The sequence below is a fragment of the Candidatus Pseudothioglobus sp. uisw_142 genome (genome assembly GCF_059512465.1).
The window spans coordinates 1,110,810-1,127,838 of sequence record NZ_CM183452.1; the positions used below are offsets into that span (position 1 = coordinate 1,110,810).

The following is a 17,029-nucleotide window of genomic DNA, read 5'->3' on the forward strand; positions in this document are numbered from 1 at the left end:
TAGATAAATCTTCAAAAATAAATATCTATATTGACTGTTTTTTGGGCCAGGTATCGCTGAGTCGGTAACCCTCTGGAAAAAGATCATCTGGATCAAGTGTCAGTTGATGCGTTCCAGTAATCCAAGCCCTCCCTCTTATAGACGGGATAATTGCATTTTGATTGCCAATGAGCACTTCATCTACTATCTGACAGTCAAACCTTGAATTGAGAATGGAGCGACCGATCATGCGGTCTCCTTTAATTAACTCTCCTTTTGCATGAAGCACTGCCATTCGCGCTGAGCAGCCTGTTCCACATGGAGAGCGATCAAGCTTACCAGGATCAATAACTACAGTATTCTTACTCACCTTAACGCCCTCTTCCTCAAAGATTGGGAGCGCAAACTCACAGAATGAAATATGATTCCACTCGGAATTTTCTGGATGCTTAAAGCCTAGCTGTTGGTTTGCTGCTGCGGTAATCTTTGCACCTAACTCGGATAAATCTCTAGCCTCATGAGGCTCTATTTCAAAACCAATCTCACGCGCATTAACCAAAACAAAACTATCTCCCCCATAGGCAGTATCAACCTCCAAGGTTCCAACACCTTCGACCTCTAAAAAAACATTAAGCTTATCGGCAAATGACGCAACGTTATGAATCTCAATACTTACTGCCTTGCCATCTTCACAATAGGCTTTAATGGGAACAAGGCCCCCTGGTGCCTCAAGGATAAATTCTGTGATTGGCTCATTGATTGGAATGATTCCAGTATTTAATAGGACCGTTGAAACGCAGATCGAGTTTGAGCCCGACATGGGAGGTGTATGCTCAGGCTCCATAACAATAAAACCCTGGACTGCTTTAGGATTTTGAGCAGGAACTAAAAGATTGACATGTTTAAAAACGCCCCCTCTTGGTTCATTTAAAACGAACTGACGAAGGGATTGATCTTCATGAATCCATCTTGCTTGCTCCCAAAGGGTTTTGCCTGGAGGCATTTCAACCCCTGAAACAATAACATTACCAACCTCGCCTTCAGCATGGCATGAGACAATTTGAATAGTTTTATTGTTTTTCATTTTGATTGCGTATGATTTTTTTATTGCATGTTATCATTTTTTTGTAACTTGGCTGCTGAATTCCTTATACTTAGCAACTTACCTTCCTGAATGGATATTTAACAAGAGGATTAACCTAATGACTTCAACGACAACCGAACTGAGCCTTGATGAGATTTTCAACCTAGCTAAAGCAGCGCTTATAAATAATAGCGCTAATGAAGAGAATGCTGATGCAGTTGCAACTACCGTTACAAATGCTGAGCGAGATGGCTCAGTCTCTCATGGTTTATTTCGAATTCCTGGGTATGTTAAGGCCCTTAAAAGTAATAAAGTAGATGGCTCTGCTAAGCCAGAAATTGAGGAAGTTACACCAACAATATTCAGATGTGATGCTCATAATGGTTTTGCACCACTTGCACATAAATATGGACTTGAAAAATTAATCCAAGCAGCTCACACTTTTGGAATCGCGGGGCTAGCCATTCAGCGCTGCCATCACTTTGCAGCCCTATGGCCTGAAGTAGAGGCAATCAGTGATGAGGGCCTCGTTGGCCTAACGTCAGTTTCATACACACCGGCAGTCGCTCCTTCAGGTGGAACAACTGCATTATATGGAACTAATCCAATGGCATTTTCATGGCCAAGACCTGGAAAAAATCCAATCGTTTTTGATATGGCAACAGCGTCAATGGCTAAAGGAGAGATTCAAATTGCAGCACGAGATGGGCACTCTGTTCCCCTTGGGACTGGGCTGTCCCCATCAGGAGAACTGACGACAGATGCAGCAGAAATTGATAAAGGGGTTTTACTTCCATTTGGAGGTCATAAGGGGTCTGTCATTGCTCTTATGATTGAACTACTATCTGGCCCACTAGTAGGTGAAACTTTTTCATATGAATCAAAGGAGCGTGATAACGGAGATGGAGGCCCAGTTCAAGGTGGACAGTTTATTCTTGCCATGTCTCCTAAAATATTGTCTGGAAAGGACACAGCTGATCAAACAGAGAATTTTTTAAAAAAATACAATGAAATAGAAGGGACTCGTCTACCTGGTGAGAGGCGCCATAAAAATAGGCAAGACCTTGGACCGAGACAAGTAAACAGTGATTTAGTTAAAACAATTTCAAGCCTTATAAACCAAAATTAAATAGCCTTAAGAATAATTAGTCTGAAATTAGAAATAAGTCCATGAACTCGTTAACAGAAGTATTTTTAATATTCTCATTATCAAGACATAATGAGTAAATTCTCTTAGCTTGTTCATTAGAAAAAGTATCTTTTAGACTATTAAGAAATTTCATCTCTAATAATGGAATTCCCTCTTTGCGACGATGACGATGTCCAATTGGGTACTCAACTTCTACTTTCTCAGTATGACTCCCATCGTTAAAAAAGATCTGTACTGCATTAGCAATAGATCTTTTGTCATCAGCAAGGTAATCTATTGAATATCTTTTATCTTCAATTAACAGCATTTTATCTCGAAGCTCATCAATTAAAGGATTCTGTTGATGAAAGCTATCCTCATAGAAGTCAGCAACTAAATCGCCTTTAATCAATGCAACTGCAAGCATATATTGCATACAATGATCACGGTCAGCGGGATTATCTAAAGCGCCTGTTTTATCAATAATTCTTAGTGCTGACTCATGCGTTGTAATTTCAATCTTTTCAATTTTATTCAACTTATCCTTAACTTCTGGGTAAAGAGTAACTGCGCACTCTACAGCAGTTTGTGCATGAAATTCAGCTGGAAACGATATCTTAAAAAGAATATTCTCCATCACATAAGAGCCATAACTCCTGGAAAAACTAAACTCTCTACTCTTGAAGCTTACATCATAGAAGCCCCACTCTGGCGCACTCAAAACTGAAGGCATACCCATCTCACCAGCTATCGTCATCATCGCTAAGCGAACCGCACGGGAGGTTGCATCACCCGCGGCCCATGACTTTCTTGAACCAGCATTAGGTGCATGTCTGTATGTTCGAAGTGATGAGCCATCAACCCAAGCTTGTGACAGAGCATTAATAATTTGATCTCTATTACCTCCTAGCATATGTGTTGCAACAGCTGTACTTGCCACTCTGACCAATAAAACATGATCTAAACCTACTTTATTAAAGCTATTCTCAAGTGCAAGAACACCCTGGATTTCATGAGCTTTGATCATATACTGAAGAACACTTTCAATCGTGAGTGGTGATTTATTATTAGCTATATTAACACGAGAAATATAATCACTAAGCGCCATAATTGCACCTAAATTATCTGAGGGATGACCCCACTCTTCAGCCAACCATGTATCGTTAAAATCCAACCAGCGAACTATTGCTCCAATATCCCACGCTGCCTTAACTGGATCAAGCACATCCGACCTACCGAAAACTCTTGCACCATTTTCTACTGTTGTGCCAGGAACTAAAGGGCCCAAATGCCTTGTACAATTTGGATATTTTAAAGCCAGTAAACCACAACCAATGGTATCTATTAAGCAATTTCTAGCGGTATCTAAAGCCTCCTCAGACTCTACTTTATAATCAATCACATAATCTGCTATATCTTGCAGAACTTGATCTGCAATGACTCTATCTGCTTTCATTTATTAACCTCTTTTATCTATTGGTATTACTTTCTGAAGAATTGGACCTATATAATCTGCATTCGGTCTGATTATTCGATTATTGTGCCTCTGTTCAAATATATGAGCACACCAACCAGTTATTCTTGAGAGCACAAAGATCGGTGTAAAAAGCTTGGTCGGTATTTTCATAAATTCATATGTTGAAGCATGATAAAAGTCAGCATTTGCGAATAAATTTTTCTCTCTTCGCATAACAGCCTCTACTCTCTCGGATACATCATATAGATGCTTGTCATTAACCTCTATAGATAATTTTTTTGACCACTGTTTGATGACTTCATTGCGCGGATCAGATTCAGTATAAACGGCATGCCCAAAACCCATCACCAGTTGTTTTTGTGAAAGCATTTTAAGTAATTCTTCCTCTGCAACATCAGGATTATGCCACTGAGATAACATTGCACTAGCAGCTTCGTTTGCTCCTCCATGTAATGGCCCTCGTAAGGTTCCAATAGCACTTGTCACTGCAGAATGAATATCTGAGAGCGTAGAAGCGCAAACCCTTGCGGCAAATGTGGAAGCATTAAATTCATGTTCAGCATATAAAATCAAAGAAATACTCATTACTTTGTTATGAAGTTCGCTGGCTTTTTGACCATGTAAAAGATGTAAAAAATGACCGCCAATTGTGTCATCATTTGTCTCTGTATCAATTCTTTTTCCAAAGTGGGAAAACTGATACCAATAGCTTAAAATTGATGGAAATGCGCTCAGCATTCGATCAGCATGATCGGTTTGATTTAAAAAGTCTTCCTCTTGCTCTAAATTACCAAGAACTGAACAGCCTGTCCTTAAAACATCCATTGGATGAGCAGTTTTAGGAATACACTCTAAAGTATTGCGAAGTTCAGGTTGCAGGCCTCTTAATGATTTAAGCTTCTCTATATAGTCTTTTAATTCCTGGGAGTTTGGAAGTTTCTCATGTAACAACAGATAGGCAACCTCTTCGAAGGTTGTATTTTCAGCCAAATCTACTACATCATAGCCACGATAAGTAAGGCCTGAACCAGTTACTCCAACTGTACATATTGATGTCTCTCCAGCACTCTGCCCCCTAAGACCAGCACCACCCATTTTTTTTCCACTCACTATTTTTTCTCCTTCTTGAATAACTTATCTAATTGTTGTTCATATTCATGATAGTTAAGAAAATGATACAACTCTTCCCTCGTTTGCATAGTATCAATCACCTTATGCTGATGACCATCTTCTAAGATATGCTGATAAACATTAAGAGCCGCATTGCTCATAGCCCTAAAGGCACTCAGTGGGTAAAGAATCATATCTACACCAGCCTCAGAAAGCTCACCCCTACTAAATAGTGGTGTTTGGCCAAATTCAGTTATATTTGCTAGAATTGGAACACTTAAGGAATCAGAAAATTCTTTATATTGCTCAATAGTATTGAGCGCCTCAGGAAATATCATATCCGCACCAGCTTCAGCAAATGCTTGTGCTTTTTCAATGGCAGACTGCATTCCCTCTATAGCCAAGGCATCAGTCCTAGCCATAATAACAAAGTCTGAATCTGTTTTAGCATCAACTGCAGCTTTAATTCGGTCGAGCATTTCACTGGTAGTCACAATAGCCTTATTTGGTCGATGTCCACAACGCTTTTGAGAAACCTGATCTTCAATATGAATTGCTGCAACACCGCTCTTTATCATTTCTTGAACACAACGAGCAATATTAAATGCACCTCCCCAACCTGTATCTGCATCAACCAATAATGGTAACGAAGTCGCCTGAGTAATTCTTTTAGCGTCCTCAATTACATCTGCAAGTGAAGTAATGCCTAGGTCTGGAACTCCAAGAGAAGAGGCTGCCACTCCTCCACCTGATAAGTAGATTGATTGATGACCAACTTTTTCTGCCATAATGGCACTATAAGCATTAACAGTGCCCACAATTTGGAGTGGCTTATTTTCATTAACTAACTTTTTGAATTTTTTACCACTACTTTCCATTCCTGACTCTCCCAAAACATTTAGTGATTTACAAGTTAACTATGGATTTAAACCAACACTTCGTAAAATCAAATCAATAACTTCTTGTTTTTTTTCTTCAAACTCACTATCTGTTAACCTCTTACCATTATTTAAAATCATCACTTGATAGTCAAAATCAGCATAATGTTGAGTCGTTGCCCAGATCATATACAACAATGTGTGTGCATCTCCTACATCAACAATTTTCTTTAACTTAACCCATGTATTTATTGAGCTCACACAAGAATCAACCCATTTTTTTAATCTTGATGATAATACTATCTCCATTTCTGGAGCTCCACTAATGATCTCATTTGCCCACACTTTGGATCCAAATGGCCTCACCCTAGACAAATCCATTTTAGCGCCAACATAATACCTTATTGCTTCCCTGGGTTCTTCAAATGTATTGAATGTATCAGCAGCCTTCATCCAATCAACCAAAATACTTTCTAAAACACATCGATAAAGATTTAATTTAGTATGAAAATAATAATGAATATTGGACTTTGGAAGTTCAGCCATATCTGCAATTTGTTTGGTAGTAGAGCCTTTAAGACCATGCTTTGCAAATACTTTTTCTGCTGCAGTTAAAATAATAAGCTCATTATCTTCACGAATACTCTCTTTACTTCGAGGGCTATCCTTGGATTTTGCAGCAACAATTATATTGCCCATTCAATACTCCATCATAAGCTTATGAGACTTTCAAAGGATTATTTTCATGAGTTGTCCAATCAGCTACCTCTGATGAAATCTCCTTACCTGTCCTTGGATCAGTTCCACTTGTCATAGCAACCATTGAAATACAATCTACTACAGGACAAACGCTGACACAAAGATTACATCCAACACATTCATCATCATTTACTGTAAAGACTCTATCCCCACTCTCAGTTGAATATTCAATTGCTTGATGTGAAGTATCTTCACAGACGATATGGCAACGCCCACACTTTATACATTTATCTTGATCAATAACTGCTTTATCAACGTGATTTAAATTCAAAAATTTCCAATCAGTTACTGATGGGACTGCTTTACCAATAAGCTCATCTACCGAATTCATACCTTTTTCATCTAAAAAGTTACTCAATCCAGTTTTCATATCTTCAACAATTTTAAAACCATAAACCATAGCTGCTGTACAAACCTGAACATTACTTGCACCTAAAGCAATAAAATCTACTGCATCTTTCCAGGTCGACACTCCCCCAATGCCTGAAATTGGTAAGTTTTTAGTTTTTTCATTTCGTGCTATTTCTGCAACCATATTCAACGCAATTGGTTTTACAGCCTCACCACAATAACCTCCATGCGTTCCCATACCGCCTGTAGTAGGAAACATAGTCAAGCTGTCATAATCAACCCTCATAATTGAGTTTATAGTATTAATTAATGAAACTGCGTCTCCACCACCTTCAAAGACTGCTTCCGCAGGATAAATTACATCAGTTATATTTGGAGTAAGCTTAACAATCACAGGCACTGTGGCGTACTTTTTGCACCACTCGGTTGCTTGTTTTATATATTCTGGAACTTGCCCAACTGCAGCACCCATGCCGCGCTCTGACATTCCATGTGGACATCCAAAATTGAGCTCAAAGCCATCAATACCTGTATCTTCAATAATAGGTATATGCTTTGCCCAAGATGCCTCATTCATAGGAAACATAACGGATGCGACTACAGCTCTATCGGGCCAGTCTCTTTTTACTTGACGCATTTCCTTAAGATTAACTTGAAAAGGGCGATCAGTAATTAATTCAATATTATTAAACCCAATAACACGTCGATCATTACTCATCATTGTTGTGTATCTTGGACCATTAACATTCACAATATGAGGATCCTCACCCAAAGTTTTCCATGAAACCCCACCCCAACCTGCTTCAAAAGCACGATTGACGTTATATGCTTTATCTGTGGGTGGCGCTGAAGCCAACCAAAAAGGATTAGGTGACTTAATTCCCAAAAAATTACTAGTTAAATCTGCCATATTAAGCTCCTTGCCTAAGCGTTTCGTTTATTGAAATTGCTGCTAGTTTGCCATCTTGAACTGCTGATACAGTCAAATTATCTCCATCAAGAATGCAGTCCCCACCTGCCCATACTTTGGTCAATGAAGTTTTACGATGTGCATCTACAACAATCCTACCTTTTTCTAGCTCTAAGCTATTATCAGTCAAACCCTCGGTAACTAATTTTTGTCCAATTGCCTTAAATACAACGTCTGCTTTCAATGTAAGGTTTTCTCCAGTTGCCTTTGTGCTTCCATCATTTTGTGATTTCATAACATCAAACTCCATTGCAGAGACATTACTTTCATCAGCTATAAGCTGCTTAGGTGATAAATTATACTGAATTTGAACATCATGTTTTTTTGCCAGAGCCTGCTCATATTCACTCGCTGCCATTGCATTTTTACCTCTTCTATAGGCAATAGTAACTTGCTCAGCACCTAATAATTTACTTTGAACTGCAATGTCTATTGCTGTCATGCCTCCACCAATCACAACAATATTTTTCCCAACCATCAGTTCGTCTTTATTGCTGGTTTGTCTTAAATTAGCTATATACTCAACTGCATCTATAACGCCTGCAATATTTTCATTGTCAAGATTTAATTGGTTGACCGTACCTAGGCCACATCCTAAAAATACAGCATCATATTGCTTTTGAAGATCTTCAAGAGTGATTTGTTTTCCTAACTCCATCCCAGTTTCAATATTTATGCCACCAATATCTAGAATGTAATCAAGCTCTTGTTGTGCAAAATCATTAGTAGATTTATAAGCTGCAATGCCATACTCATTTAAACCTCCTAGCTTATCTTTAGCATCATAAACTGTAATTTTATGACCCAAAACTGCTAAACGATGCGCACATGATATGCCAGCTGGTCCAGCACCAACGACTGCGATTGACTTTCCTGTATTCTCTTCCCTAGAAAATAATTGCACTCCATTATTTAAAACTGAGTCAGTTGCATAACGTTGCAATAATCCAATTTCGACAGGTTTTTCTTCATGATCATTTCGAACACAGGCCTGTTGACAGAGCTCTTCAGTTGGGCAGTCACGAGCACACATACCTCCAAAAATATTTTCACTTAAAATTTTCTCAGCTGCTCCCGTTAAATTATCACTCCTAATACTTTGTATAAAACCTGGAACATCAATATCTGATGGACAGGCCTTAGTGCATGGAGCGTCGTAACAAAAATAGCATCGATCAGCTTCAATTAATGCCTCTATTGGAGTTAAAGGAGAATGAAGGTCTGAAAAATTATCTTCTATTTCTTTTTTACTGAGGCGATGTGACTTGATATTCAATCCCTCACTTTTTATTTTGTTATTACTCATATTTTCCTCCGAAAAATAATTGACCATTTGGTCAAGTTAAATATGTAGTTACACAATTAAAAATTAATTAAATTTTATCGTTTCACGGCTTTTGGTTTATTTTTCTCTGCCTGAACATCTAAACCCTGATAGAAGGAAGAGTAAGGAGGACGGTCAACATATCTTCCGGCTCCCCTTTCAACTTTTAACTCACCATTAGCATAAACTACTTTTGCAGCACTAATAGTATGTGAAGCACAGCCTTTGACTTCCATACCTTCAAAGATATTGAAATCAATATTTTGGTGATGGGTTTTAGCAGATATCTTCTTAGTTTTCTCTGGATCCCATACAACAATATCTGCATCTGCACCAACTGAAATACTTCCTTTTCTTGGATAAATATTAAAAATTTGTGCTGCGTTTGTAGAAGTTAATTTAACAAATTCATTCATATTAAAAAGACCTGTGTTAACGCCATGATGCCATAACACTTCCATTCGATTTTCTACACCTGCGGTTCCATTTGGAGTGATACGAAAATCATCTTTACCAGCTGCTTTTTGATCAGCACAAAAACAACAGTGATCAGTCGCAGTAGTCTGCAAGTTACCAGATAAAAGCCCTTTCCATAGAGCTTCCTGGTGTTCTTTTGCTCTAAATGGAGGGCTCATTACATGAGCCGCAGCGCTTTCAAAATTTTTATCTAAGTAAACTGACTCATCTACAAGCAAATGGCCCGCTAAAACTTCACCAAATACTTTTTGACCTGAATTTCGTGCTCTAGTAATTGCTTCTAAAGACTGCTTGGTAGAAACATGCACAATATATAAAGGGACTCCATATACATTAGCAATACTAATAGCTCGATTTGCAGCCTCAGCCTCCACTTCTGGTGGTCGAGACAATGGGTGGCCTTCTGGACCTGTTATACCCATATCAAAAATCTTCTTTTGAAGCTGAGCAACCATTTCACCATTTTCAGCATGAACAGTTGGCATTGCACCCAATTCTAAAGATCTATTGAAACTATTGACAAGTATTTCATCAGGGGCCATTATTGCCCCTTTATAAGCCATAAAGTGCTTAAAACTGTTAACACCATGTTTTTCAACTAGTGTTTTCATATCAGCATGAACAGTTTCATCCCACCAAGTAATGGCAACATGAAAGCTATAGTCAGCTACTGATTTCTCAGCCCACTCTCGCCATTGATGATATGCCTCAAGAATACTGGTTTGAGGAGATGGAATAACAAAATCAATAATCATTGTTGTTCCACCAGCAAGTCCAGCAGCCGTGCCAGTATAGAAATCTTCACTAGCAACAGTTCCCATAAACGGTAATTGCATATGGGTATGAGGGTCGATACCACCGGGCATAACAAACTGCCCAGCAGCATCTATGATCTCAGCGCCACTCGGCGCTGAGATATTACTGCCAATTTCCTGTATTTTGCCGTCTGCACATAGCACATCGGCACTGAAAGATTGATCAGCATTAACAATTGTTCCATTTTTAATTAGTACAGACATAGTATTCTCCTACAAGAAATTAGATTTTATATTATGATCCAAATGCAGCATCCCAGACCTTATGAGTCCAAGCACCGACTGGCTCGCCATTAATTACTGGATCAGAATCACTCCCAAGTAAAGTATCAACTGTACGTTGGTAATCGTTAACATTTAATTTACCACCATTTGCAGTAAGTTTATTAACTTCGCCCATCATACGACGCTGATGCTTTTCAGTTTGAGCGCCACTCATGTCATTTTCAAGCACGATATCGGCAGCAGCATCGGAATTATTTGAAGCCCACTCCCAACCTTTCATGCTAGCACGAAGGAAACGCGCAGCTTTATCAACAAAAGCAGGATCAGTTAGGTTTTCTTCCAAGACATACAATCCATCTTCAAGTGTTGAAACACCTTGCTCATCATATGGGAAAACTACTAGCTCATCGGCTGAAAGTCCACCATCAATAACTTGCCAATATTCATTGTAAGTCATTGTTGACACGCAATCTGCTTGCTTTTGAAGAATTGGCTCTATCCCCCAGCCTTGCTTCAATACTGTCACTCCACCAGCGCTTCCATCGGTTGCCATATTAAGCTTACTCATCCAGCTCAAAAATGGATACTCATTACCGTAGAACCAAACTCCTAGAGTCTTATCTGCGAAGTCAGAAGGCGAACTTATGCCCGAATCTTTACGGCATGTAAGCATCATTCCAGAGCTTTTAAATGGCTGTGCTATGTTTACAAGGTTAAGCCCTTTTTCTCTAGATGCTAATGCTGCTGGCATCCACTCAATAAGAATATCTGCACCACCGCCTGCCATGACTTGTGGAGGCGCTATATCGGGTCCACCTGACTTAATTGTTACATCTAAGCCCTCATCATCATAGTAACCATTTTCTAATGCAACATAATAGCCTGCAAATTGAGCCTGAGTTACCCACTTCGTCTGAAGGGTAAATTTATCACCTGCTTGAGTATTAAAGCTCAAAGCTATAAGTATAGTAGAGCAAATTGCAGCTAATATCGTTTTACTTTTAAATATTTTCATCATTTCTCCTTTATTTTAAAAATAATAGTACTTACCCATAACTAGCTTTTTCGCATCGATGGATGCCAGAAAGTTAATTTTCTTTCTAAGAGAGCAAATACTCCATAAAACATCGAACCAGTAACAGCAGCAACCGCAATTGTTGCCCATACAATATCGATATTCATTCGGCCAACTTCTGCCGAAATTCTAAATCCCATTCCTACAATGGGTGTTCCAAAAAATTCTGCCACTATAGCTCCAATCATAGCGAAAGTTGAGTTAATTTTCAATGCATTAAGAATAAAAGGCATTGCATTTGGTAGTCGCAAACTAAAAAGTTCTCGCCAGTAACTTGAAGCATAAGTGTGTAATAAATCTCGATCAATCCTGTCAGTTTCGTTGAGACCGCCTAAGGTATTTACCATCATTGGGAAAAAAGTCATAATGGCAACAACAGCCGCTTTTGACTGCCAGTCAAAACCAAACCACATTATCATAATTGGCGCCATGCCAATAATTGGTATCGCGCTAAAGAAGTTTCCAATTGGAATTAATCCACGCCTTAAAAATGGGATTTTATCTGCTGCAATTGCAACGAGAAATCCTGCACCACTTCCCATAATAAAGCCAGGAATTGCTGAACGTACAAAAGTTTGATAAAAATCAGCAAATAAAGTAGCACCAAACCCATCAAATACTTGCCAAATAAGACTTGGTGCAGGTAATAACACCTGTGGAACGGACATACCTATAGTAATAACCTCCCATAGAAAAAATATCCACGCACCAAATAAAACTGGAATGATTATAGTTAGAAATAATTCTATTAATTTATTCTTCGGCTTTAAAGCGGATAGTTGAACTAAGTTATTCCATGTTAGAAACCACAATGCACTTACCAAGAACCAGGCATCCACACCCATAACTATCCCCTTTTCGAATGAATGTATCAAATTTAATACAAACCAAGCTCCAGAGAATAAGGCTACAAAACAAATAGATAAAAGAACTAATCCTTGTTGACGAATGATAAAAAATAATAAACTGACAGTGGCAATAATAATCACAATAAAAGGATTAAGCGCATAGTCATTTATTTCATTAAACTGCAACGAAATAAAAGAGGCGATTGAAAAAATAAGACATAGCAATCCACTTAAGGGACGCGACCTTATAAATGCCAGGAAATTCATATTTGCAGCCCCATACGATTATTAACTGCGCGCTCCATTCTTCCAACTAAGGTAACTAGAGTTGCAGAAATCACTGAAGCGGTTATCAGGGCAGCCCAAATAAGACTGGTTTGTCCATAATATGAGCCAGATAATAGGCGCGCACCTAAGCCGCCTTGAGCACCTGCTGGAAGCTCAGCTACAATAGCACCAACAACACTCAGAGCAATGGCTACTTTTAAACTGGCAAATAAATAAGGAAGAGACGCCGGAAGACGTAATTTCCAAAAAACCTCAACCTTTGATGCTGAATAACTGTTCATTAGGTCTACCAAGATAATACTTGGTGACCGTAAACCTTTAACCATACCAACAACAACAGGAAAAAAACAAAGATAGGTTGAGATCATTGCTTTTGGAACTAAGCCAATAATACCCATTGAACCTAACACAACAACAATCATCGGAGCAATTGCCAGAATTGGAATAGTTTGAGATGTAATTATCCAAGGCATCAAGGTTCGATCCAGTGCTGCCACATAAACAATACCCACTGACAAGATAATACCAAGAAGTGTGCCCATTACAAAGCCAACCATTGCAGAAGATAAAGTCACTCCAGAGTGATAAACCAAACTCCTGGGTGAAGTGATCTTCTTATCCCAAATTGTTTTCTTTAACTCCTTTGCAATTTGATGGGGTGATGGCAAAACAGGTCGCTCCATCGACCAAGAGTCTGAGACTAATTCTGAAAAAGTCCAATCAATATTATTTTTTTCATATCTGTCAATTAAAAAGGAGCTATTTAAATAAACGGCTCCCGCATACCATATCATGATAATAGCCGTTACCAGAATCACAACAGGACCAATAGTTCCTCCTATAATCATGCTGAAAAGCCTATTAGCTTCCATCACTGTGCCCTTCTTTGAGTCCCTCTCTTACTAGTTGCGAGATCTCTAAAAATTCTTTTGTTTCACGAATATCAAGATTTCTATCTTTTGGAAAATTGGTTTCGATGACATTTATAATTTTTCCAGGACGGGCAGACATTACTACAATCTTAGTAGACAAGAAAACAGCCTCTGGGATTGAATGGGTAACAAATACAACTGTTTTCTGAGTTTGCTCCCACAATCTTAACAGCTCTTCATTTAAACGATCACGAGTTATCTCATCTAGAGCACCAAATGGCTCATCCATAAGGAGCATATCAGGGCTAAAACTCAAAGCACGTGCAATGGATACGCGTTGCTGCATACCTCCAGATAATTGCCAGGGATATTTTTTTTCAAATCCTGTTAAACTGACTAAAGATAAATACTCCTGAGAAAGTTTTTTTTGCTCTGATTTTGAGTAGCCAGACATCTCAAGCGGTAGGTGGATATTTGACTCAATATTTCGCCAAGGCAAAAGAGCTGGAGTTTGAAAAACATAACCATAAGAGCGATCTAAGCGAGCTTGATGTGGGGACTTACCTTCAACGGTTATTGAGCCACTTGTTGGCTTTTCTAGATCAGCTATGACACGCAATAATGTTGTTTTTCCGCAGCCACTGGGACCAATCATAGAAACAAAATCACCAGCCTCAACCTTCAAGTTAATGTCAGAAAGAGCATGGACCGGCTCTGTTTGTGTCTCAAATGTCAGAAATAGATTGTTAATATCTATCGTTGAAGATTCAGAAACCTTAGAGCTTGAGGGCTTACCCATATTATTATTTATCTGTTAACCTTCCATATAGGTCACTACGCCTATCTCTAAAAAATTGCCAAGTGTCTCTCACTTCTCGAACCATATCTAAGTCAATATCATGAACTAAAAGCTCATCATCACCATAACTTGCCTGGGCTTCTATTTGCCCGCGTGGATTTACAATATAGCTTGATCCATAGAATTCACCCATTTGCTTTGCCCATGGCTCTTCTGTACCAACACGATTTATAGCTCCAATAAAAACACCATTTGCTGCTGCTGAGGCTGGTTGCTCCAGCTCCCATAGATATTTACTTAATCCAGCAACAGTAGCAGAAGGATTGACAATATATTCTGCGCCATTTAATGCTAATGCTCTCCATCCCTCAGGAAAATGCCTATCGTAACAAATATAAACCCCCAACTTAAGATAAGCCGTATCAAATACTGGGTATCCCAGATTTCCAGGTTTGAAGAAAAATTTTTCGTAAAAACCAGGTGCAACTTGAGGTATGTGAGTTTTTCGATATTTACCTAAAAAACTTCCATCTGCATCAATAACTGCTGCAGTATTGTAATAGACTCCTGACATTTCCTCTTCATAGATAGGAACAACAATAACCATTTGGTGTTTTTTAGCATATTCCTGCATCAGCTTGACTGTAGGTCCATCAGGAATCGACTCCGCAGCTGCATACCATTTTTTATCTTGACTTGGACAAAAATATGGCTGCGTAAAAACCTCCTGAAAACATAGAACTTTTACTCCCTGTTTTGCAGCATCCTCTATCATTGGGATATGGGCCTCAATCATTAAATCACGAATTTTTTCTGGTGACATCGTACCATCACCTTTTAAACCCATTTGGATTAGTCCACACTTTACCTTACTCATTCGATTCCTCCTTTTTCCGATTTACTTTATAGAACTTCTGATAAGTTCTTGACTAACTAGACAGGCTACATATTTTTTTGACAATTGTCAACTTTAATTGCCATCCTATTTTGCAATATAGTTCAACTTGATATTTAAACTAAAAAAAGGGCTTCCTTAGGAAGCCCTTTAGAGTTGAATTATTAAAGCTATTTAGGATGGGAAAGAAAAGTTAACACCCTCTCTAATACTTGATGATGGCCATCGCTGGGTGATAGTTTTTCTTCGTGTGTAGAACCTCACACTGTCAGGTCCATAAGCAGCTAAATCACCAAACATTGATTGCTTCCAACCTCCAAAGCTATGTTGGGCAGCTGGGACAGGTAGTGGGACATTGATACCAACCATACCAACTTTTATTTGGTCACTAAAATACCTTGCAGCTTCACCATCTCGAGTGAAAATACATGTGCCATTACCGTATTCATGTTCGTCAATTAAATCTATTGCTTGTTGCATAGTTTCTACTCTGACAACTTGTAATACTGGTCCAAATATTTCTTCCTTATAAGACTTCATTGAAGCTTCTACACTATCTATCAGAGTACCACCAACATAAAACCCATTTTCACAACCTTTGACATCAACGCTTCGACCATCAACAATAATAGCTGCGCCTTGTTCTTCTGCACTAGATATGTAGTGCTTAACTTTTTCCATATGCTCTTTAGTTATGAGTGGCCCAAAATCATTATTGCTATTGTCAAAATTACCAACTTTTAGATCATGCATCTTAGATTTCAAGCCTGCAATTAGCTTGTCAGCAGTCTCTGAACCAACCGCTACGGCAACTGAGATTGCCATACAACGCTCTCCACTTGAACCAAATGCAGCTCCTATTAGGGCATTTACTGTATTTTCCATTTCAGCATCCTGCATCACAATGGCATGATTTTTCGCGCCGCCCAGTGCTTGGCATCGTTTATCATGCGCAGTAGCTGTTTGGTATATATATTTAGCAATAGGAGTAGAACCAACAAAACTTACTGCTTGCACCCTTTCATCTGTTAGCAGAGTATCTACAGCTTCTTTCCCCCCATTAACTACATTCAGTACTCCTTTTGGTAGTCCAGCTTCATTCAATAATTGAGCTACGAATAAGGCTGCAGAAGGATCTCTTTCAGACGGCTTTAATATAAAGCAGTTACCACAGGCGATTGCCATTGGATACATCCACAATGGAACCATTGCGGGAAAATTAAAGGGAGTAATACCTGTAACAACACCTAAGGGCTGAAACTCACTCCATGAATCAATATTGCTAGAAATATTTTTGCTGTGTTCACCTTTTAAGAGTTGTGGTGCATAGCAAGCATATTCAACATTCTCTATACCTCTAGTAATTTCCCCAAGTGCATCATGAGCAATTTTTCCATGCTCTTCTCCGATAAGTTGAGCAATTTTATCAATATTTTTTTCTAATAAATCCTTGAAGCGGAACATAATTCTAGCACGTTTAAGTGGAGGCGTTGCACGCCACTCTGGAAAGGCTTCCTGAGCAGCTTGAATAGCTTTTTCAGTTGTAGTTTTTGAAGCTATTTCTACTTGCTTACTAACCTCACCAGTCGACGGGTTATATACATCTTGAGTAGGGTCACCCATTGACACAACTTCACCATTAATGAGGTGCTTTACTAATTTCATTTCTTCATT

At 38.8% G+C, this 17,029-nt stretch carries 15 protein-coding genes; 1 reads left to right on the forward strand and 14 read right to left on the reverse strand.

Features of this window, described 5'->3' with window-relative positions:
* Positions 1 to 25 precede the first annotated feature (25 nt).
* Positions 26 to 1,063 carry a trans-3-hydroxy-L-proline dehydratase gene (locus AC5YGB_RS05700; protein ID WP_496136915.1) on the reverse strand — a complete coding sequence of 346 codons (1,038 nt, stop codon included), beginning with the start codon at positions 1,061 to 1,063 and terminating at the stop codon, positions 26 to 28.
* On the opposite strand from AC5YGB_RS05700, the gene AC5YGB_RS05705 reads away from it, so the two are divergent.
* Positions 1,053 to 2,192 (forward strand): Ldh family oxidoreductase, encoded by a 1,140-nt coding sequence (locus AC5YGB_RS05705; RefSeq protein ID WP_496136916.1) that lies wholly within the window; start codon positions 1,053 to 1,055, stop codon positions 2,190 to 2,192. The two genes, AC5YGB_RS05700 and AC5YGB_RS05705, sit on opposite strands and share 11 nt — an antisense overlap.
* A gap of 16 nt (positions 2,193 to 2,208) precedes the next feature.
* Here the strand turns inward: AC5YGB_RS05705 and AC5YGB_RS05710 are convergent, their stop codons facing one another.
* The 13 genes from AC5YGB_RS05710 to AC5YGB_RS05770 all read right to left on the reverse strand — a co-directional run bounded on the left by AC5YGB_RS05710 (position 2,209) and on the right by AC5YGB_RS05770 (position 17,020).
* Positions 2,209 to 3,648: a bifunctional 2-methylcitrate dehydratase/aconitate hydratase gene (locus tag AC5YGB_RS05710; protein WP_496136917.1), complete on the reverse strand. Its 1,440-nt coding sequence runs from the start codon at positions 3,646 to 3,648 to the stop codon at positions 2,209 to 2,211.
* Between the two features lie 3 nt (positions 3,649 to 3,651).
* Complete coding sequence (gene prpC, locus AC5YGB_RS05715; protein WP_496136918.1) at positions 3,652 to 4,779, reverse strand: bifunctional 2-methylcitrate synthase/citrate synthase; 1,128 nt, start codon at positions 4,777 to 4,779, stop codon at positions 3,652 to 3,654.
* Positions 4,779 to 5,657, reverse strand: a complete 879-nt coding sequence (prpB, locus tag AC5YGB_RS05720; RefSeq protein ID WP_271803165.1) for a methylisocitrate lyase — start codon at positions 5,655 to 5,657, stop codon at positions 4,779 to 4,781. Before prpB ends, prpC begins: the two co-directional genes overlap by 1 nt.
* 39 nt (positions 5,658 to 5,696) lie before the next feature.
* On the reverse strand, positions 5,697 to 6,356 hold the full coding sequence (locus AC5YGB_RS05725; protein ID WP_496136919.1) for a TetR family transcriptional regulator C-terminal domain-containing protein: 660 nt from the start codon (positions 6,354 to 6,356) through the stop codon (positions 5,697 to 5,699).
* A 19-nt stretch (positions 6,357 to 6,375) separates the two neighbouring features.
* Complete coding sequence (gene preA, locus AC5YGB_RS05730; protein WP_020025961.1) at positions 6,376 to 7,677, reverse strand: NAD-dependent dihydropyrimidine dehydrogenase subunit PreA; 1,302 nt, start codon at positions 7,675 to 7,677, stop codon at positions 6,376 to 6,378.
* Between the two features lies 1 nt (position 7,678).
* Complete coding sequence (locus tag AC5YGB_RS05735; protein ID WP_496136920.1) at positions 7,679 to 9,043, reverse strand: FAD-dependent oxidoreductase; 1,365 nt, start codon at positions 9,041 to 9,043, stop codon at positions 7,679 to 7,681.
* A gap of 74 nt (positions 9,044 to 9,117) precedes the next feature.
* Positions 9,118 to 10,557 carry a dihydropyrimidinase gene (hydA, locus tag AC5YGB_RS05740; protein WP_020025963.1) on the reverse strand — a complete coding sequence of 480 codons (1,440 nt, stop codon included), beginning with the start codon at positions 10,555 to 10,557 and terminating at the stop codon, positions 9,118 to 9,120.
* 31 nt (positions 10,558 to 10,588) lie between these two features.
* The gene (locus AC5YGB_RS05745; protein ID WP_496138019.1) at positions 10,589 to 11,593 is read right to left on the reverse strand and encodes an ABC transporter substrate-binding protein; all 1,005 of its coding nucleotides are present in this window, start codon (positions 11,591 to 11,593) and stop codon (positions 10,589 to 10,591) included.
* 41 nt (positions 11,594 to 11,634) lie between these two features.
* Positions 11,635 to 12,768 carry an ABC transporter permease subunit gene (locus AC5YGB_RS05750; protein ID WP_496136921.1) on the reverse strand — a complete coding sequence of 378 codons (1,134 nt, stop codon included), beginning with the start codon at positions 12,766 to 12,768 and terminating at the stop codon, positions 11,635 to 11,637.
* Positions 12,765 to 13,661, reverse strand: a complete 897-nt coding sequence (locus AC5YGB_RS05755; protein ID WP_496136922.1) for an ABC transporter permease subunit — start codon at positions 13,659 to 13,661, stop codon at positions 12,765 to 12,767. Before AC5YGB_RS05755 ends, AC5YGB_RS05750 begins: the two co-directional genes overlap by 4 nt.
* Positions 13,651 to 14,460 (reverse strand): ATP-binding cassette domain-containing protein, encoded by an 810-nt coding sequence (locus tag AC5YGB_RS05760; protein ID WP_020025967.1) that lies wholly within the window; start codon positions 14,458 to 14,460, stop codon positions 13,651 to 13,653. Before AC5YGB_RS05760 ends, AC5YGB_RS05755 begins: the two co-directional genes overlap by 11 nt.
* A 4-nt stretch (positions 14,461 to 14,464) precedes the next feature.
* Positions 14,465 to 15,337, reverse strand: coding sequence for a nitrilase-related carbon-nitrogen hydrolase (locus AC5YGB_RS05765; protein ID WP_020025968.1), 873 nt, complete (start codon positions 15,335 to 15,337; stop codon positions 14,465 to 14,467).
* 192 nt (positions 15,338 to 15,529) lie between these two features.
* Positions 15,530 to 17,020, reverse strand: a complete 1,491-nt coding sequence (locus tag AC5YGB_RS05770) for a CoA-acylating methylmalonate-semialdehyde dehydrogenase (RefSeq protein ID WP_496136923.1) — start codon at positions 17,018 to 17,020, stop codon at positions 15,530 to 15,532.
* Positions 17,021 to 17,029: the final 9 nt, after the last annotated feature.